General features: G+C 46.8%; 20 protein-coding genes. 7 read left to right on the top strand and 13 right to left on the bottom strand.

Going from position 1 to position 20,373, the window contains the following annotated elements; genetic code table 11:
* Window positions 1-268 precede the first annotated feature (268 nt).
* Window positions 269-2,347, top strand: coding sequence for an ATP-dependent DNA helicase RecG (gene recG, locus L4C44_RS16440; protein WP_428805378.1), 2,079 nt, complete (start codon window positions 269-271; stop codon window positions 2,345-2,347).
* A gap of 74 nt (window positions 2,348-2,421) precedes the next feature.
* On the opposite strand, the gene envZ is transcribed toward recG, so the two are convergent.
* Together envZ and ompR are read right to left on the bottom strand one after the other, a co-directional pair.
* Window positions 2,422-3,717 (bottom strand): two-component system sensor histidine kinase EnvZ, encoded by a 1,296-nt coding sequence (gene envZ / locus L4C44_RS16435; protein ID WP_048661311.1) that lies wholly within the window; start codon window positions 3,715-3,717, stop codon window positions 2,422-2,424.
* A gap of 153 nt (window positions 3,718-3,870) precedes the next feature.
* Window positions 3,871-4,590: an osmolarity response regulator transcription factor OmpR gene (ompR, locus tag L4C44_RS16430; RefSeq protein ID WP_008218409.1), complete on the bottom strand. Its 720-nt coding sequence runs from the start codon at window positions 4,588-4,590 to the stop codon at window positions 3,871-3,873.
* A 178-nt stretch (window positions 4,591-4,768) separates the two neighbouring features.
* Between ompR and greB the strand changes: the two genes are divergently transcribed.
* Both greB and L4C44_RS16420 read left to right on the top strand, forming a co-directional pair.
* Window positions 4,769-5,251 carry a transcription elongation factor GreB gene (gene greB, locus L4C44_RS16425; protein WP_428805377.1) on the top strand — a complete coding sequence of 161 codons (483 nt, stop codon included), beginning with the start codon at window positions 4,769-4,771 and terminating at the stop codon, window positions 5,249-5,251.
* A gap of 663 nt (window positions 5,252-5,914) precedes the next feature.
* Window positions 5,915-8,245 carry a Tex family protein gene (locus L4C44_RS16420; RefSeq protein ID WP_428805376.1) on the top strand — a complete coding sequence of 777 codons (2,331 nt, stop codon included), beginning with the start codon at window positions 5,915-5,917 and terminating at the stop codon, window positions 8,243-8,245.
* 140 nt (window positions 8,246-8,385) lie between these two features.
* Here L4C44_RS16420 and L4C44_RS16415 read toward each other — a convergent pair whose 3' ends face one another.
* Both L4C44_RS16415 and bioH read right to left on the bottom strand, forming a co-directional pair.
* Window positions 8,386-8,859: an ATP-dependent Lon protease gene (locus tag L4C44_RS16415; protein WP_146491984.1), complete on the bottom strand. Its 474-nt coding sequence runs from the start codon at window positions 8,857-8,859 to the stop codon at window positions 8,386-8,388.
* A gap of 353 nt (window positions 8,860-9,212) precedes the next feature.
* Window positions 9,213-9,989 carry a pimeloyl-ACP methyl ester esterase BioH gene (gene bioH / locus L4C44_RS16410; protein WP_327785009.1) on the bottom strand — a complete coding sequence of 259 codons (777 nt, stop codon included), beginning with the start codon at window positions 9,987-9,989 and terminating at the stop codon, window positions 9,213-9,215.
* A 93-nt stretch (window positions 9,990-10,082) separates the two neighbouring features.
* Between bioH and L4C44_RS16405 the strand changes: the two genes are divergently transcribed.
* The 4 genes from L4C44_RS16405 (at window position 10,083) to cysQ (ending at window position 13,220) form a co-directional block, all read left to right on the top strand.
* Window positions 10,083-10,796, top strand: coding sequence for a ComF family protein (locus L4C44_RS16405; RefSeq protein ID WP_428805375.1), 714 nt, complete (start codon window positions 10,083-10,085; stop codon window positions 10,794-10,796).
* Between the two features lie 109 nt (window positions 10,797-10,905).
* Complete coding sequence (gene nfuA / locus L4C44_RS16400; protein WP_146491982.1) at window positions 10,906-11,490, top strand: Fe-S biogenesis protein NfuA; 585 nt, start codon at window positions 10,906-10,908, stop codon at window positions 11,488-11,490.
* 314 nt (window positions 11,491-11,804) lie between these two features.
* Window positions 11,805-12,356 carry an ADP compounds hydrolase NudE gene (nudE, locus tag L4C44_RS16395; protein WP_428805374.1) on the top strand — a complete coding sequence of 184 codons (552 nt, stop codon included), beginning with the start codon at window positions 11,805-11,807 and terminating at the stop codon, window positions 12,354-12,356.
* 36 nt (window positions 12,357-12,392) lie between these two features.
* A complete protein-coding gene (gene cysQ / locus L4C44_RS16390) occupies window positions 12,393-13,220 on the top strand; it encodes a 3'(2'),5'-bisphosphate nucleotidase CysQ (protein WP_048612454.1) in 828 nt (275 codons plus the stop codon).
* A gap of 103 nt (window positions 13,221-13,323) precedes the next feature.
* On the opposite strand, the gene L4C44_RS16385 is transcribed toward cysQ, so the two are convergent.
* From L4C44_RS16385 to gspF, 9 genes are all read right to left on the bottom strand, one after another.
* Window positions 13,324-14,103 (bottom strand): type II secretion system protein N, encoded by a 780-nt coding sequence (locus tag L4C44_RS16385; RefSeq protein ID WP_428805373.1) that lies wholly within the window; start codon window positions 14,101-14,103, stop codon window positions 13,324-13,326.
* 1 nt (window position 14,104) lies between these two features.
* Window positions 14,105-14,593, bottom strand: a complete 489-nt coding sequence (locus L4C44_RS16380; RefSeq protein ID WP_060983218.1) for a type II secretion system protein M — start codon at window positions 14,591-14,593, stop codon at window positions 14,105-14,107.
* A 20-nt stretch (window positions 14,594-14,613) separates the two neighbouring features.
* Complete coding sequence (gene gspL, locus L4C44_RS16375; protein WP_061019411.1) at window positions 14,614-15,843, bottom strand: type II secretion system protein GspL; 1,230 nt, start codon at window positions 15,841-15,843, stop codon at window positions 14,614-14,616.
* Window positions 15,812-16,861 carry a type II secretion system minor pseudopilin GspK gene (gene gspK / locus L4C44_RS16370; RefSeq protein ID WP_428805372.1) on the bottom strand — a complete coding sequence of 350 codons (1,050 nt, stop codon included), beginning with the start codon at window positions 16,859-16,861 and terminating at the stop codon, window positions 15,812-15,814. Before gspK ends, gspL begins: the two co-directional genes overlap by 32 nt.
* Window positions 16,845-17,576, bottom strand: coding sequence for a type II secretion system minor pseudopilin GspJ (gspJ, locus tag L4C44_RS16365; protein WP_146491978.1), 732 nt, complete (start codon window positions 17,574-17,576; stop codon window positions 16,845-16,847). The genes gspK and gspJ overlap by 17 nt, the downstream gene beginning before the upstream one ends.
* Window positions 17,563-17,958, bottom strand: a complete 396-nt coding sequence (gene gspI, locus L4C44_RS16360; protein ID WP_146491977.1) for a type II secretion system minor pseudopilin GspI — start codon at window positions 17,956-17,958, stop codon at window positions 17,563-17,565. Before gspI ends, gspJ begins: the two co-directional genes overlap by 14 nt.
* On the bottom strand, window positions 17,945-18,538 hold the full coding sequence (gene gspH / locus L4C44_RS16355; protein ID WP_210447243.1) for a type II secretion system minor pseudopilin GspH: 594 nt from the start codon (window positions 18,536-18,538) through the stop codon (window positions 17,945-17,947). The genes gspI and gspH overlap by 14 nt, the downstream gene beginning before the upstream one ends.
* An 82-nt stretch (window positions 18,539-18,620) precedes the next feature.
* On the bottom strand, window positions 18,621-19,064 hold the full coding sequence (gspG, locus tag L4C44_RS16350; protein WP_017062485.1) for a type II secretion system major pseudopilin GspG: 444 nt from the start codon (window positions 19,062-19,064) through the stop codon (window positions 18,621-18,623).
* A gap of 88 nt (window positions 19,065-19,152) precedes the next feature.
* Window positions 19,153-20,373: a type II secretion system inner membrane protein GspF gene (gene gspF, locus L4C44_RS16345; protein ID WP_050652109.1), complete on the bottom strand. Its 1,221-nt coding sequence runs from the start codon at window positions 20,371-20,373 to the stop codon at window positions 19,153-19,155.

The raw sequence follows: 20,373 nt of genomic DNA, 5'->3' as shown, positions 1-20,373 counted from the left end.
TACTCGTATCACGTATCTGCTCTTATCTCTTCGTATCCCGTTTACCCGCATCCCGAATCTGCTCTTAATCTCTTCGTATCTCGATTACCCGTATCCCGAATCCGCTCTTAATCTTTTCGTACCCCTTTCACTTGCATCTCTTATCTGCCCTTTATCTCTTCTCATCTCGTTTACTCGCATCCCGCATCCCGCATCTAAGCTTTATCCTGTACAAAAATCCAGTAAAATGCTTGAATAGATCATCTCTCTTACGTTTATGAGCCTTGTTATGTCACAGCTTTTATCTGCTATCCCTCTCAACTCTTTATCTGGAGTCGGCGCTAAAGTCGCAGAGAAACTGGAGAAGGTTGGGCTTAATAACGTACAAGACCTGCTATTTCACCTCCCTTTACGCTATGAAGATAGAACACGCATCTATCCAATCGTAAAACTGCACGCTGGCCTTTGGGCTGCGGTGCAAGGCAAGGTGATGCATGTTGATACCATTTTCGGTAAACGTAAGATGCTCGCAGTAAAGATCAGTGATGGGAATGGCACCATTACCCTACGCTTTTTCAACTTCACTGCCGGAATGAAGAATAACTTTTCCGAAGGCAAACAAGTCCACGCCTACGGTGAAATCAAGCGCGGCAATATGGGGCTGGAGATCGTCCACCCTGACTACAAGTTCTTTGCCCCAAGGCAGCAGCCAGATGTTGAAGCTAACCTAACGCCGGTGTACCCAACCACTGAAGGGCTAAGACAAGTCACGCTGCGTAGCCTGACAGACCAAGCGTTAGAGCTTATCGACAAAGCAGCCGTCAATGAGTTGCTACCATCTGGTTTATACGATCACCAAATCACCCTAGCACAAGCGCTGCATACCATTCACAGACCACCTCCGGGCATTGACCTAGAACTGTTTGATGAAGGTAAACACCCTGCGCAACTGCGTCTGATTATGGAAGAGTTACTGGCTCAAAACCTGTCGATGCTGTCAGTTCGCAGCAAAGGGCAACAAGACAAAGCGATGCCATTTCCCCCAGCGAACACCTTGAAAGGTAAGTTATTGGCTCAGCTGCCATTTTCTCCAACCAATGCTCAAGCACGAGTGACTAAAGAGATTGAAGCTGACTTAGAAAAACCACATCCAATGATGCGTTTAGTACAAGGGGATGTAGGTTCAGGTAAAACCTTGGTTGCTGCACTGGCGGCGGTTCGCGCATTAGAACATGGTCAGCAAGTAGCACTGATGGCACCAACCGAGCTATTGGCTGAACAGCACGCGATCAATTTCGCCAATTGGTTTGAAGCTATGGGCATTCAAGTCGGTTGGTTGGCAGGCAAACTCAAAGGTAAAGCTCGTGAGACTGAGCTAGCGCGAATTGCCAGCGGCGAAGCGCAAATGGTGGTCGGTACTCATGCCCTATTCCAAGAACACGTCGAGTTCAAAAACCTTGGCTTAGTGATCATTGATGAGCAACACCGATTTGGTGTCCACCAGCGATTAGAGCTGCGTGAAAAGGGCGCTAAGCAAGGTTATTACCCTCACCAATTGGTGATGACGGCAACGCCAATCCCACGAACGCTCGCAATGACGGCCTATGCCGATCTCGAAACCTCAATTATTGATGAGCTGCCACCGGGGCGAACACCGATTCAAACCGTAGCGATTCCTGATACCAAACGTGATGACATTGTTGAGCGGGTGCGCAATGCGTGTCTCAATGAGGGCAAGCAAGCCTATTGGGTGTGTACGCTAATTGATGAGTCAGAAGTATTGGAAGCTCAAGCCGCTGCTGACACAGCAGAAGAACTACAACGAAAACTGCCTGACGTGAAAATTGGTTTAGTACACGGCCGAATGAAACCTGCCGAGAAGCAGGCAGTAATGCAGGAATTCAAAGAGAACAAACTGCACCTATTGGTTGCGACAACCGTGATTGAAGTAGGTGTGGATGTACCTAATTCGAGCTTAATGATCATCGAGAACCCAGAGCGCCTTGGTCTGGCGCAATTACACCAATTGCGCGGTCGTGTTGGCCGTGGTTCAGTCGCAAGCCACTGTGTGCTCCTGTATCACTCTCCACTATCAAAAACCGCTCAGAAGCGCTTAGGCGTACTGCGTGAAAGTAACGATGGCTTTGTGATTGCTCAGCGAGACTTAGAGATCCGCGGTCCAGGTGAACTGCTTGGCACGAAGCAGACAGGCTTAGCTGACTTCAAGATTGCCGACTTAGTGCGAGACCAACGTTTAATCCCTGAAGTACAGCGTATCGCCCGCCATATTCACGATAGCTTCCCAGACAATGCTAAGGCGATCATCAATCGCTGGTTAGGCGAGCGCGATGTCTATTCTAAGGCGTAATTAGCCATTATATTCCCGCTTAAAACGTAGAAAGGCTTCCTCAAGGAAGCCTTTTTAGTGCGTATAGTCCAAGCCTAAGGTTTCACAGGGAAACTGATCTGCGCTTTTAAGCCACCTTCACTGCGGTTATTGACCACTACCGCACCTTGATGCTGGCTAACAATACGTTTCACAATTGCCAAGCCCAAGCCCGTACCTTCGCTGCCACGAGCCGTGTCACCACGTGTGAAGGGTTCAAACAACTTACCGATCTGGTCTTGTGGAATACCCGGACCATTATCTTCTACCGTTACCCAAGCTAACTTGTTATCTGCCGTCATGCCGGTCGATACCTTGACCCAGCCATTACCATAGCGCAGCGCGTTCACCACCAAGTTACTCACTGCACGCTTCATTGCGATCGGGTTGCCCAACGCAGGTTTCATGGTTTCTGGAATATCGGTTTCAATCTGGACCTCATAGCCACCTTCAGAGCTAGAGACTTCTCGCGCAATATCATCGACAAACACCGCTTGGAATGAGTCTCTGTCAACAGGCTTTAGGTAATCCATGAACTGACTGATGATCTCGTTACACTCTTCGGTATCACTGATGATGCCTTCCGCTAAATAGCTGTCTTCTGGCGACATCATCTCGGTTGCTAAGCGAATACGCGTTAACGGAGTACGCAAATCATGACTGATTCCTGCCATCAACAAAGCGCGGTCTTCTTCCAATTCTTGTATTCCTTTCGACATTTGATTGAAAGCTCGTGTTACTGAGCGAATTTCTTGCGCACCTTGGACCGGCAATGGCGGTGGAATATCGCCGCGCCCGACACCTTGCGCGGCTTTCTCTAGCGCTATCAACGGCCGGTTTTGTAAGCGGATAAACAACCAACCACCTACGACAATCAACAACGCCATGATCAGACTGTTACGAAATAGTGGTGCAAAATCTTCTTCTTGCAACTCAGAAAGAGGAATACGAATCAGAGAGTTGGGCAGCTGCGCAATGTCCATCCACAACACATAGCTCTCTTTACCTAGAATCAACCGTACTTCGGTTTCAGAGCCTAGCTCTTTGGTCATCTCCTCGCTCATCAAGTCAATCGCAACCGCGTGGTAATACTCACCCGCCGCTTCACTGTTTTTCGCGTGAACGGTTACCCCGAGTTGTTCAAGTACACGCTGACGCAATGGCGCATCAATCTCGATATCACTGCCTTGGTCTAATACTAGGTTTAACTCATGCGCCAGAATCTTATTAAACTGCTGCAAACTCGGCATCAATGCATAGTTAAACACTGCGTAGTAAGAAAAGATTTGGCTAGCAACCAATAGCGTTAAGAAAAGCACTATCGACTGAGTAAAGGAGCTACGTATGCGCATAGGGTACCCAAGATGTAGAAAGATAAAGAAGATGTTATGTGACTATAACCCTAAACCATTGTGCTGAATACAAAACGGGCCATCGCATATTAATGAGATGACCCGTAAGATTCACAGAATCGGTAAAGCAGTTATAGAGCTTATAAAGCTGGACTACACAGCTTTGCCATCTGGAACGAACACATAACCCAAGCCCCACACCGTTTGGATGTAACGAGGTTTGCTTGGATCTTCTTCCACTAGACGACGCAGACGCGAAATCTGAACATCGATAGAACGTTCCATCGCTGAATACTCACGGCCACGAGCCATGTTCATCAGCTTATCGCGAGACATTGGCTCACGCGCATTGGTTACTAGTGACTTAAGTACTGCAAATTCGCCAGAAGTAAGCGGCATTGGCTCTTCACCACGGAACATTTCACGTGTACCTAGGTTTAGGCGGAATTCACCAAACTCAACCACAGACTCTTCTGTACTTGGCGCGCCTGGTGCTTCAATTACTTGGCGACGCAGTACCGCTTTAATGCGAGCAAGCAGTTCACGTGGGTTGAATGGTTTTGGTAGGTAATCATCGGCACCTACTTCCAAGCCCACAATGCGATCCACTTCATCACCCTTTGCAGTAAGCATCAGGATTGGTAGCGAGTTGTTTGCGTTTCGTAGACGACGACAAATAGATAGGCCATCTTCGCCCGGCAACATCAAATCCAATACCATCAAGTGAAAATTTTCACGGGTTAACAGGCGGTCCATTTGCTCACTGTTTGCCACGCTACGCACTTGAAAGCCTTGCTCTGACAGATAGCGTTCTAACAGTGCACGTAAACGAGCATCGTCATCGACCACTAAAATTTTGTAGTTTTCTTGCATGTAATGGTTCCACCTATTAAAGCTTAAACCTAAGGCTAAGCATTCTTGGTAAATTGTATATTGGTATAAGACATTAAAAATGTAACATTATTGGAGAAAAAGTCGCCTAAATAATTGTTAACGTATGTTGCCTTTCTATATATTCTATCTTAGATCATCATTTCATTAAGTCAGATTTATGAAAACCAAACTTATCACCCGAGAAGGTTATAACAAACTCAAAGCAGAACATGACCACTTATGGCACGAGAAGCGTCCAGAGATCACCAAAATAGTCACTTGGGCGGCAAGCCTAGGAGATCGTTCAGAAAACGCAGATTACACCTTCAATAAGCGTTTGCTTCGACAGATTGATCGCCGAGTACGTTTCTTAAGAAAGTTCCTACCTGATGTCACGATCGTTGATTACTCTCCACAACAAGAAGGTAAGGTATTTTTCGGTGCTTGGGTCGAAATTGAGAATGATGATGGGGAAATTAAGAAGTTTCGCATTGTTGGGCCTGAAGAGATCTACGGCGATGCTAAAGGCTATATCTCTATCGACTCACCCATGGCTAGAGCTCTGCTCAAGAAAGAAGTGGATGATGAGTTTACGGTAACCACACCGGAAGGTGATAAAGAGTGGTTCATTAACTCGATCAGCTACGCAGACAACGAATAGCCAAACTTAATAACACTTAGCGATGAGCTGAGTGTTCAAGCAAACCCAAACTCCAAATAAAAGAAAACCCCGCTAGGCTTTCGCCTGACGGGGTTAAGTCTCTATCGCAGCAATCCGGCTACTGTTTATCTCTTCGAGATAAGGTGCTCCCTGCATCTTTCCTTGATAGTGGCTAAATCCTTTAACCAATTTCCTTTTTGTTCATCGCCATCCTAGCGGTGTCCATTCTAGCCTGTCATCCTGACTGGCGAATCTCATCCAGAGATTGTTACTTCCTTGCTGACCACTCATCCTAAGTAATCAAATCTTCATCCTGAAGATACCTAGTCCATTAGGCTTTTTCCTGTTCCTGCCAACTCCCTGTCGACAAGTTAAATATTACGGTAATTGAGCGAGTTTCCTAGATAGTCCCAAAAAACATTTCAGGTGAGAAATATACCCGCAAACACTCAACATAATAAAATCAGCAACTTAAGTTAATATTAAGACGATTTCATCGGTTTAAAGTGACTTAGTCTCACATCACTTGTAAGAGATCTCGCACAAAGCGGGTATCACAAACGGAAATTCGACTTCTGACAGGATAATTACACAGTCAAAGCTAGAAAAAGCGTACGCTCACCCCCATGTATTTGTCATGATATTAAATAAGAGATTCATCGGATGAGCCAAGCTATCTGTCGACTGATCGCTGAAGAACTGAATGTCCGTTCTGAGCAAGTCACTGCCGCAGTAAACCTAATTGACGACGGTAATACCGTTCCCTTTATTGCCCGCTACCGTAAAGAAGTTACGGGTGGCTTAGACGATACCCAACTACGTAACCTTGATAGCCGCCTTTCTTACCTACGCGAGCTAGACGATCGTCGCCAAACGATTCTTAAGTCGATTCAAGACCAAGGTAAACTCACGCCAGAACTCGAGCGTGATATCACTCAGGCAGACAGCAAGACTCGCCTAGAAGATTTATACCTACCTTACAAACCAAAGCGCCGCACCAAAGGTCAGATCGCGATTGAAGCAGGCTTAGAGCCACTTGCCGATACGCTATGGAATGAACCACAGCACGATCCGGAAACGGAAGCTGCTAACTTCATTAGCAACGATAAAGGCATTGCCGATACAAAAGCTGCACTCGATGGCGCACGTGCGATCATCATGGAACGCATTGCGGAAGACGCAAACCTGCTTGAAAAGATTCGTCAACACCTAAACCGTAATGCAGAGCTTGGTGCTCGTGTTGTGGCTGGCAAAGAGAACGAAGGTGAGAAATTCAAAGACTACTTCGAGCACAACGAAGCGCTTAGCAAAGTACCGTCTCACCGTGCGCTTGCAATGCTGCGTGGCCGCAATGAAGGCTTCTTAACACTGGCGATGAACGCTGACCCGGATCAAGAAGAAGGTGTACGTGGTTCATACTGCGAGAACATCATCTCTGATCACTACGGTATTACCCTAAGCAGCGCACCTGCGGATGCATGGCGTAAGCAAGTGATCAGCTGGGCATGGCGCATCAAGGTTTCTATGCACATGGAAACCGAATTGATGGGCGCGATGAAAGAGCGTGCTGAGATCGAAGCGATTGAAGTGTTCGCCACCAACCTTAAAGATCTGCTAATGGCAGCACCAGCTGGTCCTCGTGCCACATTAGGCTTAGATCCAGGTTTACGTACCGGTTCAAAAATCGCCGTTGTGGATTCAACTGGTAAGGTTCTAGCGACAGAAACTATTTACCCTCACCCACCACAAAAGCAATACGACAAATCAGCACACGTTGTTGAACAGATGGTTCGTCAGTTCAACGTTGACCTGATTGCGATTGGTAACGGTACGGCTTCACGCGAAACCGATAGCTTTGTGGCTGATGTGATTAAGCGCGGCAACCTAAAAGCGCAAAAAATTATTGTTAGCGAAGCAGGTGCTTCAGTTTATTCAGCGTCTGAGCTAGCGGCGAAAGAGTTCCCGAACATGGACGTATCGATCCGTGGTGCAGTATCTATCGCTCGTCGTCTACAAGATCCATTGGCTGAGCTCGTGAAGATTGATCCTAAATCGATCGGGGTGGGCCAATACCAACATGACGTTAGCCAAACCATGCTTGCTAAACGTCTAGATGCGATTGTCGAAGACTGTGTAAACGCCGTAGGTGTTGATGTGAATACCGCGTCTGCCGCGCTACTTACTCGCGTAGCAGGCCTTTCTAGCACCATAGCTCAAAACATCGTGGATTTCCGTGATGAGAATGGTCGCTTCGAAGCTCGTACTACACTTAAGAAAGTCGCTCGCTTGGGGCCAAAAGCCTTTGAACAGTGTGCTGGTTTCCTACGTATTATGGATGGTAAGAACCCGTTAGATGCATCATCGGTTCACCCAGAAGCTTACCCAGTAGTGAAAACTATCGCTGAGAAAAACCACAAAGACATCAAATCTCTGGTGGGTAACACCGACTTCTTACGTGGTTTACACGCGGTTGATTACACCAATGAAAACTTTGGTGTACCAACGGTCACCGACATCATCAAGGAGCTGGATAAGCCGGGACGCGACCCTCGCCCTGAGTTCAAGACTGCAACCTTCGCAGATGGCGTAAACAGCGTTTCAGACCTAGAACCAGGCATGATTCTAGAAGGCGTGGTGTCGAACGTGGCCAACTTTGGTGCCTTCGTGGATATTGGTGTTCACCAAGATGGCCTAGTGCACATTTCAGCGCTCACCGATCGCTTTGTCTCTGACCCACGTGAAGTGGTTAAAGCGGGCGACATCGTGAAAGTGAAGGTGATGGAAGTGGATGTTCAGCGTAAACGTATTGCACTCAGCATGCGTATGAAGGACGAGCCGGGACAAGACAACCGTGCTCAACGTTCAAGTGCACCTCGCACGCAAAACCGCTCAAATCAAAATTCACAAGGTGGCCAACGCCGTCGTGAAGAGCCACAACAAAATGCCGCAATGGGTGGCGCATTCGCTGCTGCTTTTGCTAAAGCGAAAAAATAATCCGTTAGCGTATCTGAAAAACTGAATCGCCTAAAACAGAAAACCTGCATCCCTTAGGGTATGCAGGTTTTTATTATGTGTTCAAAAAAGACATCGAAGCTTGGTTGTATTCTGCGCGTTCTAATCACAACACGATCGTTTTACAAAACAACTAGCATCTCTGATGGAGCATGAGGCGCAACAGCATGACCATAATGATATTTTATGACCTTACGTCGTTTCTCCATCTGTCCCTCCTGAATCGCCGCATCTAAAACATGCTTTGGCAGGCGAAAACGCATGGTATAGCCCTTTCCTTGGTCAGCACTGTAAGTTCTCAGTGCCAACAAGCTGAACAGCCTATCAAAAGGATCTTGTGACTCTTCTTGGCTAATCGAATTGGCCTCTGACTCGTTCTCCATTTCATAACCAGGATGGTCTGAAGGATCCCAAGCCGACTGCTGCCTTCGCTTATCGTCCGACTTTACCTTTCGCTCTGCATTGGTTTTCGCCAACGCTACTGCGGGAGCAACAGGCTCTCGAACTCTATTATCACGCGCAACTTGCTCTGTTTGCACATTAACGGACGGGGCGATAAGTGGCACACTCACTGCAGTTGCAGGTGACACAATCATCGCGAACTCCTCAAGAATCGCCCATCGTTATTGCTATAACGCTGTTGTACTGTGAGTCAGCACAACAGGCATAGCCCAACTTACCGCAATCAGCTCAGGAGAGAGTTAGGTCTGAGTATCAAGCAACACGTTGGTGTTATACCAATCGTAGTAAATAACTGATCATCCTAGCTTGTTAAAATACTCGATAACGGCGTTAGATTTTTTGATTGTAGAATAACTACTTATCGAAACTACTTGTCAAAAAAAAGCTGCCTTGTTCTCAAGCCTTTTTCCTACGCTATTTTTGAACACTTACTTACTGTGATTGGTATTAGCTTATATATCGACCAAGCCGGATATAAATTTAGCGATTATTTTTGCGCGAAGCTAACCAGTTCACTGCAAAAGGCATCGGCTTCGGTCATAAACGGCGCATGTGAAGACTGAGTAAAGATATATTGCTCGGTATGAGGCAAGGCTGCGCCCAAGTCTTTCGCAACCTTGATTGGCACCAATCCATCTAATCGGCCATACAAGCGCAACATTGGTACTGAAATCTCAGGCAGTTGTTCACGCAGGTCGACATCCGACAGCATCTTTAGTCCTGCTAATAATGAATCAGGGTTCGGTAATGGGCGAGACAGCACCGCTTGCTTGAGCTGTTTTACATCTTGTCTTGCTGAAGGGCTACCCATAGCTTGCAATGCCATAAAGCGTTCGATGGTGGTTTGGAAATCTTCAACCAGTTGTTCGGTGAATGCGCTTAATACGTTTGGCTGAATGCCTCGCCATAACACGGGTTCTTTTGCAGCGGCGAATTTAGGAGAACTGGCAACAGTCACCAATTTGCTTACGTAATCTGAGTGATGCAACGCCATGTGCGTCGCGACCAAACCACCGAGTGACCAACCCACCCAAATCGCTTGCTTAGGCGCTTCGGCCAACAACTGCTGAGCAATCTCTTCAAGATCTTGAGCGTGGCAGTGTGCGCTGTGTCCATATCCTGGTAAATCGACAACATGCACTCGGAAATCAGCTTGTAATACATTAACGGTTTGTTGCCACACCGCACCGTTCATTCCCCAGCCGTGAACCAACACTAAATCAGGCCCTTGCCCAGAAACATGCCAATATAACCCGTCACTCATTCTCAATATTCCCTACTTTTTTCATCGGCGATTATCTGTGCTTTTCAGTATGGTGAGTAAAAGGAACACCTTAACCCAAAAGCATCACGAGCTATGTTATCTGATTGGCTACAAAAACACACACCACGTCTGGTCACACCTCAATGCCACCTGTGCAAGCTAGATAAGTCGCATAGCGATGCTCACCCTCGATGGTGTGATTCTTGTCTTAATCTCTTCGAGTCAGTTCCTCGCTGCCAACGATGTGGTTTAAAAACACTGCTCACAGTAGAGCAGTGCGGACAGTGTTTATCTCAACCTCCACCTTGGCATCGTCTCTATTGCGTTGGGGATTACACCTTTCCAACAGCACGTTACATTCAACAAATGAAGTACGCCGATAAGTTTTGGTTTACACGCGATCTGTCAAAGTTATTGGCTTCACGTATCGAGCACCCTGCTCCGCTGATCACCAGCGTACCGCTGCATTGGCGTCGATATATTCATCGTGGCTTTAATCAAAGTCAGCTGCTTGCTAATTACACAGCTCAAGAACTTGGCGTTAAAGATGAGGTGCTGTTCCGTCGAATTCGCTCAACCGCTTCTCAGCAAGGGCTGACTAAATCCGCACGCTTACTTAATCTAAAGAGCGCTTTTACGCTTCGAAAACAAGACTTTCAAGGAACTGTCCCTTCTCACGTCGCGATAATTGATGATGTTGTAACCACCGGCAGTACTGTGTATCAATTATGCCAATTACTACTTGAAGTGGACGTGAAAAGGATTGATATTTACTGCATCTGCCGCACTCCTGAGCCCTCTGGATAAAAGCTGTGAATCGCCACTTGTACAGCAATCCAACAAAAAAGGGCTGAATTACAAATCTGACAGGAGTAGAATGGCGCTAATAACCTACAAATCTACTCAGGTATTCGTCGTGTCAAATATTACTATTACAGAAACAGCTCAAACTCACTTTGCCAATCTGCTGTCACAGCAGCCTGAAGGTACAAACATTCGTGTGTTCGTGGTAAACCCAGGCACACAAAACGCTGAGTGTGGTGTTTCTTACTGCCCAACAGATGCTATCGAAGCGTCTGACACTAAGCTTTCTTTCGACGCTTTCTCAGCTTACGTTGATGAGCTAAGCCTACCGTTCCTAGATGAAGCTGAAATTGACTTCGTTACTGACAAAATGGGCTCTCAACTAACACTTAAAGCACCAAACGCTAAGATGCGTAAAGTATCAGACGATGCACCACTTCTAGAGCGCGTTGAATACGCAATCCAAACTCAAGTGAACCCACAGCTTGCTGGTCACGGCGGTCACGTTAGCTTGGTAGAAATCACTGAAGACGGTGCTGCTATCGTTGCATTCGGTGGCGGCTGTAACGGTTGTTCTATGGTTGATGTAACGCTAAAAGAAGGCATCGAGAAAGAACTTCTTCAACAATTCGAAGGTGAACTGACTGCGGTTCGTGATGCAACTGAACACGATCGTGGTGAGCACTCTTACTACTAAGCTCTTTTACGACTAAGCACTCATGCAGTCTTAGTCAGTAAAAAGTGAAAGATTCAATAAAAAGGTTGATGTGCAAGCATCAACCTTTTTTGTGTTTAAAACAGCAGAAGTCCTTCCGAATAATATATTTCCCTTTCAATACCAATAATGGCGGATGCGTTACCATTTAGAGTAAGGTATTCAAGTGATCGCAATCGGTTCCTGCTCTAATAATTCTAGGATATGAAAACTCGGATCTAGGAACTCAACGTCATTTCCCCTATATTAGAATGACTTTATAAGAAAGAATTCCAATGAGCTGAGGAGCGAGCGCAATGACAAAAAGGACCAAGCCAGAAATTTTGGCTCAGCAAACTATCGCTCAATCAAAACTATTCTCGATCGAGTCTCTCGATTTACGCTTTTCAAACGGTGAACAGCGCACTTACGAACGTATGAAACCTAGCGGCCGCAACGCAGTAATGATGGTTCCGATTACTGAACAAGGCGATATTCTGTTAGTGCGTGAATACGCAGCAGGCACAGAACGCTATGAACTTGGCTTTCCGAAAGGGCTTATCGATCCAGGAGAGCAGCCAAACGAAGCCGCCGTTCGCGAACTCAAGGAAGAAATTGGCTTCGGTGCCAATAAGCTTACTCCGCTGAAAGAAGTGATCCTTGCGCCCTCTTACTTCTCTAGCAAAATGACGCTATTTATCGCAGAAGACCTCTACCCAGAGAAGCTAGAAGGTGATGAGCCTGAGCCACTAGACGTTGTGCGCTGGCCACTGGCTCAAGCCGAAGAACTGTTAACACATCTCGATTTCTGTGAGGCTCGCAGTATTACCGCCCTACTATTAACCCTTCGTGTCTTAACCAATAATTAGAACATTCAGGATCACTCGAAGAGTAAGAGAATATTTATGCCAATAACAAAAGATTTGTCTCACCTCCTACCCTCTGTCATTGAGATTGCTCGCTCTGCAGGACAACTGATTTTAGAGATCTACGAGAAAAAAGATTACGAAGAGTTCACTAAGAGTGATGACACACCAGTCACCAGTGCCGACCTTGCGGCACACAAGCTGATCTCGAAAAAGCTCAGTGAGCTCACGCCTGACATTCCAGTGCTGTCTGAAGAAGCCGCAGACATCAGCCTAGAGCAACGCTCTCAGTGGGATCGCTACTGGTTAGTTGACCCACTGGACGGTACGCAAGAGTTCATTGCACGAAGTGGTGATTTCGCGACAATTATCGCCCTAATTGAACATAACAAGCCAGTAATGGGCGTAGTATATGCACCCGTTTCCGGTGTGAGCTATTACGCTTACAGTGGCAAAGGGGCTTGGAAGATCCCAGACCTTAATGACAGCGTTAAGATTAAAACGCATCGTCACGAGCTGCCAAACCAGTCAATCGCAATGGCGATCAGCCGTCGCCAAGACATCAATCGCATCACTAGCCGTATGAGCTCAGCATGGAATTATGATTTAGTTCCTCTAGGCTCAGCAGCGCTTAAGGCATGTTTAGTAGCAGAGGGTGCTGTGGATTGTTATCTGCGCCTTGGACCAACCGGAGAGTGGGATACCGCCGCAACGCAGTGCATTGTTGAAGAAGCTGGCGGTCGCATCTTAAGTACTCAACTAGAACCGCTTTCGTACAATGAAAGAGAGACGCTTGAGAACCCGAACTTCATTGTGCTTGGTGATGCTGACTTACCGTGGGCAGAGATCTTACAAGGTAAAGACTAGGCGAGCTTGCTCGCTGTCACTCTCGACGATTCAAACAAAACGGGCACCTCAATGAGGTGCCCGTTTTTTATATCTCGTAATTTAGTCGCCCTTAGCTGTTTAGCTAAAAACGACCTTGATAAGTAAACTGGTACTTACCTTGGCTATCAGGGTTACCCAGCCACTTAAGCTGGCTCTGCATCGCTGGTGGGAATTCCGCACCCGGCTTAAACCATGCCGCCGAGGTGTAGCTTTGATTTGGCGTTACGCTCGCTGAGAACTCACTGTCCACCTGTTCGCTCTTCTGAGTGCCTTTCGCTGCAATGGTGTTGTCTTCACAGGTAATATCCGCAATCACAGGGCCGAGGTCTAATGAACCCACTGGCGAGTCGACAGCTGCACCAGACCAAGCAAGCGTACCTTCGCCAGATTGGCACCAAGGCTGAACATGAACCGCATGTTTGATCGTCAGTTCAACTTGTCCTGCAATAGAAACAGGTACTGGGATAGCCGGTGCATATTTCATCACGTTTCTTGCTGGCATGGATGCGACTAAATTTTCCGCGTAAGCACCGCTCATGCTATATCCAACACGACCTTTACCGGATAAGTTCATATCGCTGTTACGACCAAAACGAACCGCCAGTTCTGCTTTGGCTTGAAATAGCTTAGAAAACTGGAAGTCCCACTGCACTGAACCGTAATTGATGCGCTGCCACACGACATTGTTGGCGCTGCCTTGCCAAACGGTGCCCTCAACGCCTTCGATACTCAAACCACGCACAACCGGTGCTTGCTTGAAAGCAAAAGAAGCCGGCAAGTGCAGCAACAGGCTGACAGAGAAAAAGACGATAAAGATGCCACTGAAGAGCAGGCCATACTTCAAAGATAAACCGCGTTTCACATTAACCTCGTTTAAACTGTAGTCGGTTGACTTCAATAACCCCGGGGTTATCAGAGCGATCAATATCCATAAACTCAACCTCCACACCCTGTTTTTCTTTCAGGTATGTTAGCCAGTCAACGAACTTATTAAAAGGCACAGGTTTTACCCACACTTGCAACATTTCGCCACGTGGTTGCACGCGTATTAGCTCGATATTAAAGCGACGCATAGAAGCGGGTACAGATTGATTCAGAGGCTGGCTCGCACTGATGCCACCACTGCCTCGCAACTCAACCACTTCATTGGCTTTATTGGTTACCCAAGCTAGAAGTTGCTTCTCACTTTGAATACGGCTCTGCGCAAGTTCAGCTCGCTGACTGAGTGGCTGGATTAACCCCCAATAAACAACACCGACCACCAATAGAATTGAGCAACCAATCACTAATCGTTGCTCTCTCTGACTTATTGAAGTCCACCACGCTTGGAGTGGCTCAATCATATTTCTCATCACTGATCTCCTTACGCAGGTTATTGATGGGGTTTAAGAGTAAAGCTGCCAAATACGGCATCACCATTACGGTTTAATGGACCCTGTTCAACGGTAAACTTCTCTTCGAGCTTCACTCTCGCGGTCTCAAAATGTTGGAAGTCAGAACTTTTCGCCTGTAGTCGAACCTCAGAGCGATTGCCATCGTAGCGAATGCTTTCGACTTCAATCGACTTCACCTGCCCTAACGTTTCTGGCAGCAAAGCTAACCAACCGAGTAAGGAATCACCATCGCCTGAGCCGCCATATTTCTTAGCTTCATCGTTCATCTGACGCTTAAGATAGCTGACTGTTGGGATACGTTGTTTACCTGGCAGCACTGCTCTAAAGATACGTTCACTCTCCATGCGGTAAGCTTGTGCTTGAGCTTCGTATTGTTGAACCTTCAACACTTGTTGAGTCACAATCACAGCCACCAGCAAACAAGCAGCAATCGCTACTTTCTGCCATACGCGCCAATATTTACTGAATGAAGATTTGGTTTTAAAAGTGCCAGTCAGTAAGTTTACGCCGCTTGTAATCGCTTGCTGGCTCAGTAAAGACATCACCAATTCCGCAGGCTTTGCCTGCCAATTCGCGCCGCTTTGCTGTTGAACGTCTTCGCTCGGCATTGCTGTGTAGCTGAAGATAGTCGTCGCTTGCTCTTCGTCATCAGCAACCACCCAATCACTTTGCAAAAACATCGGTAACCATGCTTCGCTGATCGATACCGCTTGATAGTTGCCTTGGCGCAGTAGCCAATGCTGGTCGATCTGCAATGCACTGATGCCAGGTTCTTCAAAAGGCACGGCCAGTGTATCTGGCAACACCTTACGGAAGATAATATTGGCTTCACGAAACAGGTCTAAAGCTTGCTTTAACCATTCGCGGTCGACACCACACACGGTAGCGTGCGTTGAGTCTTTATCTAAAATCGTCAGGTGTAAGTCTTCGATATCTTGTGCGACTTCGTCTTCTAATAAAAACGGCAGCATAGAATCGAACTGGCGAGCAGCACCTTTCGGGATCTCAACACGCTTAATTAGGCATTCATTTCCCGGCAATAAAGCGATACAGCTGCGCTTTTCAGCGTAAGGCGTTAACTCATCCAGCTGTTCCCAGCTAGACAACTCGCCACTTGCTATCACTTCTTGTTGGCTTGTCGACCAAACTAACCACTGCACAGGGCTTTGTGGTTCGCTACTCAGTCGAACGGTCAGAAACTCGCTCACTGATTCCTCCAAAACGACGGCGTACTACCGTCACTGTTTCTCGATTACTACTATAGAAAAGCGTCCGTATACGTACACGTGACTGCTCAACTAATACCTCTGCATCTAGCTCAAAATAGGCGCTATCTACAGTTAAATACGCTTTCGCTTTTTTGCTAACTTCGGCACTCACGCCAACAATGGCAGGTTCAGCCATAAAAGCATCCACCGTATCCCAGCCATCAAATGGGCGTTTGTCTATTAGCTGTTTAGCATCTGACTCACTTAAGCCAGATGCAAACATCGCCTCCAATAAAGGTGCCTGCTTTTCCGTGAGTGTATTCACGTTCAAGCGAAAATCGTCGCTAGGCAGAGCGCAAACAAACGGGCGAACCTTATTCATGACTTCACCCGTGACCTGATAAACCGCTCTTAGCTCAGATTCATCCGCCATTAAGCCATTCGCCGCCAAATAAGATGGCTTCATCGCTTCATAGGTGCTGTCTTCTACCCCCGCTGAAGAGGTGGTTCGGGTATCTGCGTCAACAAATTCCCACGTTGAGTTTGCGATAACCTCAGCCTGATAAGGCTCAACGTCTTGATTTTCTAATAAGGTTTGCCAAACCGTGATCAAATAAGGTGTCTGGTTACTTGAAGTGCTCGCCACCCCAGCTAACGAATTAAGATTAAAGCAAGCCTGAGCATCAACGATGCGTCCTTTAACTTGACCGTAATCCAATGGGTATACTTGCTCTTCTAGCGCCCATGGTTGACTTAGATTCACGGTATCACTGTCTTTGTAGCTTTGCCTAATACCGTCTTGCACCAGCGCTTCTACACCAATGCTGTACCAGTAAGCCTGTTGGTAATTCAGTTGATTACCAACGCGCTTGAATTGCGTAAACAGACGTTCCGACATACTGCCAGCGATAGTTGCCATGATCGCCAGTAGCATCAGGATAATGATCAGCGCGACACCACGCTGCTTGCGACCCATAGTAGACCTTGTCCGTGCAAGCTTGTTAGTTCGATGAGTCATTATTCCCCTCATTACTACCTGAAGAGTCACTGTTTGAAGAATCATCGGCCTGATCTAGCGTGCCACCGGGAGTGAGATAAACACGTTCTATCTCACCATAATCTTTCAAGGTTAGCTTTAATCTTACCGCTTTCGGTAGCGATTTGTCGGTTTGCCACTCTTTACCCCAGCGGCTTCCGTCATAAAACTCGAATTCCAAGCTTTCAACATCATCAAGCAAAGGCGTAATCACACCTTCTTGGCCTGCAGGGGTATCGGGGTAACGCCACCACACACGCTCAAGTGTTTCTTCTTTAATGCGATAACCCACTTTGGTGACTTCTCCGCGAGGAAACTGCTGCTGTGGGTTATGCCAACCAAGGCGAGTGAACATGATGCCAACGCTGTCGGAATCCAGTAAATACTCTTTAATTAATATCAGCTTAGATGATGTTTCTTCACCGTTGGTACGAAATTGTCGCACCGCCATCTGGCGAAAATCATTATCTAAAATGACCAAGCTACGTTGCAGTTGATTTAAACGAGCGCTGCGCTCGATTGAAAGCTCGTTGCTGCGCTGAACCTGATTGACTACCTGATAAGCCGCCATGCTTAACGTGGCAAAGATAGCGATAGAGACCAAAACCTCAATTAAGGTAAAGCCTCTCCCGTTCGAAGATAGACCTTGTGTACGAGACACACGCTTATTGGCGGACATGCTCTTACTTGACCACATAACTGCGCACCGTGACCACTGGAGAAGCTTGTTTACTGGTTGCCACACTCACATCAAACGCCTTTAATAAGTCATCGCTAGTATCGATTGGCGTAACCTTCCAGAACCACTCTCTTCCAGCCAGCTCTTGTGTACCCTGTACTTTTTTTAGCTTCTCAGGGTGCAACATCACCAAGGCCATTTGATTATCAACGACCATAGCAGCAAAGGTTTTTTCTTCTAGATAACTGAGGGTATTGATGTGCTGGGTGACAGCACGAATCACACTGATCGCCGCGGTCGCAAAGATAGCGAGCGCAACCAAGACCTCAAGCAGCGTCATTCCTCGAGAACCAAGGGTCATGCCACGATAACGAGAAGGAGAACGGTTATTCCTCTTCATCTTCTTCTCCAGGCTCTAGTAATCGAATGACACCATTGTCCAACACTCGAATACGCCAACCATCTTGTATGGTGTCACCCGTATTAGGATAAAACGATAGTACAAACGGTGTCATTTCAGCACTCGACAAGATGTAGATCTGTGGTGGTTTCGGCTTCTTATCCTCTTCAAGATCCGCAAACATATCTTCATCAAACAAGCTTCCTGGATTGAACAACCGATCATCATCTTCCCATGCACCACCACCTAGAGTCAGTGACAATGCGAGCTCTTCCGGTAGTTCAGTTAAAGAGGGAATTTTTTCAAATTCGACTTCTTGCCAGCCTTCAGACTTAAGCGCCATCAGTACATAGGTCGATTTCTTTTCATCAACACGAACGCCAAAATCCAAACCACTCAAAATCGCCTCTTCATTGAGTAATTGAACTCGCTGATAAAAGCTTTGTGCATATTTTTTGGCGACATCTTTACTATTGGTAGGAATGGTCGCGATCACCGCGACCGCCGTTACTGACAGTAATACCAACACCAAAAGAATCTCAATCAAGGTGAAACCTGGCTGTGTTTGCTTAGTTTTCACCTTGTAGACTCCATCTGTTTACGTCCTACCATCAATAACGAATCAAGCGACAATAACGTATCAACCAACAACAAGCCGAAGCTTATTGAAAGTCTTGCATGTTCCAGTTGCCGATATCCGCAGCAATACCTTCACCACCTTCTTGGCCATCAGCACCAAGAGTGAAAATATCGATAGTGCCGTTATCACCAGGGCTTAGGTATTGGTACTCATTACCCCATGGGTCGTTAGGCAGACGCTTGATGTAGCCACCGTCGCGGTAGTTGCGAGGCTCAGGGCTGCTTGGCTTAGAAACCAATGCATCAAGACCTTGATCCGTTGTTGGGTAAACGCTGTTATCCAGTTTGTACATATCGAGCGCGTTCTCTAGCGCCACGATATCAGTGATGGCTTTTTGTTGGTCAGCCTTCTCTTTGTTACCCAATAGGTTAGGTACAACAAAGCTCGCCAATACGCCAAGGATAACCACAACAACCATCACTTCTAATAGGGTAAAGCCTGATTGTTTCTTCATTCTATTTTTCATTATTTTCTCCAAATTACAGACAGCGAGTTGAAGGTAATAATGTCCTTCTTCTCGATAATCCAAAAACTAACGTCTTATGAGCAATCAGTTAGCCGCTCATTAAATTATTCATTTCAAGCATCGGCATTAGGGTCGCCATCACAATGAACAGCACTAAACCTGCCATCAAAGCGATAAGTGCTGGTGTGAAAATACCTAGCGCGATATTCACGGTCGATTCAAAGCTTTGGTCTTGGTTGTCCGCCGCTCTTGTCAGCATTTGTTCTAACTGACCACTCTGCTCACCACTGGCGATCATATGCAGCATCATTGGAGGGAAGAGTTTAGTTTGATCGAGCGCTTTACGCAGGCTTGCCCCTTCTCTCACGCTATCTGACGCTTGTAAGACTTGTTGTTTCACATGGTGATTCGACATTACATCTACCGCCACTTTCATCCCTTCAAGGATAGGAATCGCACTCGAAGTACAGATAGAGAGTGTTCGTGCAAAACGAGAGGTATTAATCCCTTTTGCGATCTTGCCAATCAGCGGAATGCTTAATAGCTTGCGATCCCAACTCATGCGAACGCCCGGCTTTTTCAGCGCGGTCTTAATCAACACAATCACACCAATGCTCAACAACAGTAATTGGATGCCCCAATTCTGGATAAATTCACTCGATGCCAATAAAAATTGTGTCGATTGAGGAAGCTCTTGACCCATTTGGATAATAGGCTCGACAATCTTAGGTACCACAGTTGCCAGCAGGAACGAAACAATCGTCACCGCAAACACCACCAGCACAACTGGGTAGATCATCGCTTGCAGCAACTTAGAGCGCATCTTCTGACGGTTTTCTGCGTAATCAGCCAGTCGCTCCAATACTGCATCTAAGTGACCCGATTTCTCACCAGCTGCGACCATAGCTCTAAACAGTTCATCAAAGATGTGCGGGTAATCAGCCAAGCTATCCGCTAGCGAATAACCTTCCGTTACCTTCGAGCGAACCGACAGTAGCATGGTTCGAATGCGTGGCTTTTCAGACTGCTCAGCGACGGCCTTCAAACACTCCTCTAACGGCATGCCTGATTGCACCAAGGTAGAAATTTGGCGAGTAATCAAAGCAAGGTCTGGTGTGCTGATACCACGCTTAAAGCTGGTTGATGGCTGAGCACCTTTCGATGTTTTCGCTTTAGCTTCGGTCATCTCAACCGGCATCAAGCCTTGTTCTTTTAAGCGTTGGCGAGCCTGACGAGCGTTATCCGCTTCAATCGAGCCCTTTTTGCTCTTACCTTTGGCATCCAGTGCTTTGTATTCAAATGCCGCCAT

Source organism: Vibrio satsumensis, assembly GCF_050337435.1.
GTDB classification, from domain to species: Bacteria; Pseudomonadota; Gammaproteobacteria; order Enterobacterales; family Vibrionaceae; genus Vibrio; species Vibrio satsumensis.
Note: the sequence above shows the minus strand (reverse complement) of the source record. Positions and strands in the feature narration are given on the sequence as shown.

Coding starts and splice junctions, on each gene's coding strand:
- recG (WP_428805378.1), top strand. CDS start 269: ATGTCACAGCTTTTATCTGCTATCCCTCTCAACTCTTTATCTGGAGTC.
- envZ (WP_048661311.1), bottom strand. CDS start 3,717: ATGCGCATACGTAGCTCCTTTACTCAGTCGATAGTGCTTTTCTTAACG.
- ompR (WP_008218409.1), bottom strand. CDS start 4,590: ATGCAAGAAAACTACAAAATTTTAGTGGTCGATGACGATGCTCGTTTA.
- greB (WP_428805377.1), top strand. CDS start 4,769: ATGAAAACCAAACTTATCACCCGAGAAGGTTATAACAAACTCAAAGCA.
- L4C44_RS16420 (WP_428805376.1), top strand. CDS start 5,915: ATGAGCCAAGCTATCTGTCGACTGATCGCTGAAGAACTGAATGTCCGT.
- L4C44_RS16415 (WP_146491984.1), bottom strand. CDS start 8,859: ATGATTGTGTCACCTGCAACTGCAGTGAGTGTGCCACTTATCGCCCCG.
- bioH (WP_327785009.1), bottom strand. CDS start 9,989: ATGAGTGACGGGTTATATTGGCATGTTTCTGGGCAAGGGCCTGATTTA.
- L4C44_RS16405 (WP_428805375.1), top strand. CDS start 10,083: ATGTTATCTGATTGGCTACAAAAACACACACCACGTCTGGTCACACCT.
- nudE (WP_428805374.1), top strand. CDS start 11,805: ATGACAAAAAGGACCAAGCCAGAAATTTTGGCTCAGCAAACTATCGCT.
- cysQ (WP_048612454.1), top strand. CDS start 12,393: ATGCCAATAACAAAAGATTTGTCTCACCTCCTACCCTCTGTCATTGAG.
- L4C44_RS16380 (WP_060983218.1), bottom strand. CDS start 14,593: ATGAGAAATATGATTGAGCCACTCCAAGCGTGGTGGACTTCAATAAGT.
- gspK (WP_428805372.1), bottom strand. CDS start 16,861: ATGACTCATCGAACTAACAAGCTTGCACGGACAAGGTCTACTATGGGT.
- gspJ (WP_146491978.1), bottom strand. CDS start 17,576: ATGTGGTCAAGTAAGAGCATGTCCGCCAATAAGCGTGTGTCTCGTACA.
- gspI (WP_146491977.1), bottom strand. CDS start 17,958: ATGAAGAGGAATAACCGTTCTCCTTCTCGTTATCGTGGCATGACCCTT.
- gspG (WP_017062485.1), bottom strand. CDS start 19,064: ATGAAAAATAGAATGAAGAAACAATCAGGCTTTACCCTATTAGAAGTG.
- gspF (WP_050652109.1), bottom strand. CDS start 20,373: ATGGCGGCATTTGAATACAAAGCACTGGATGCCAAAGGTAAGAGCAAA.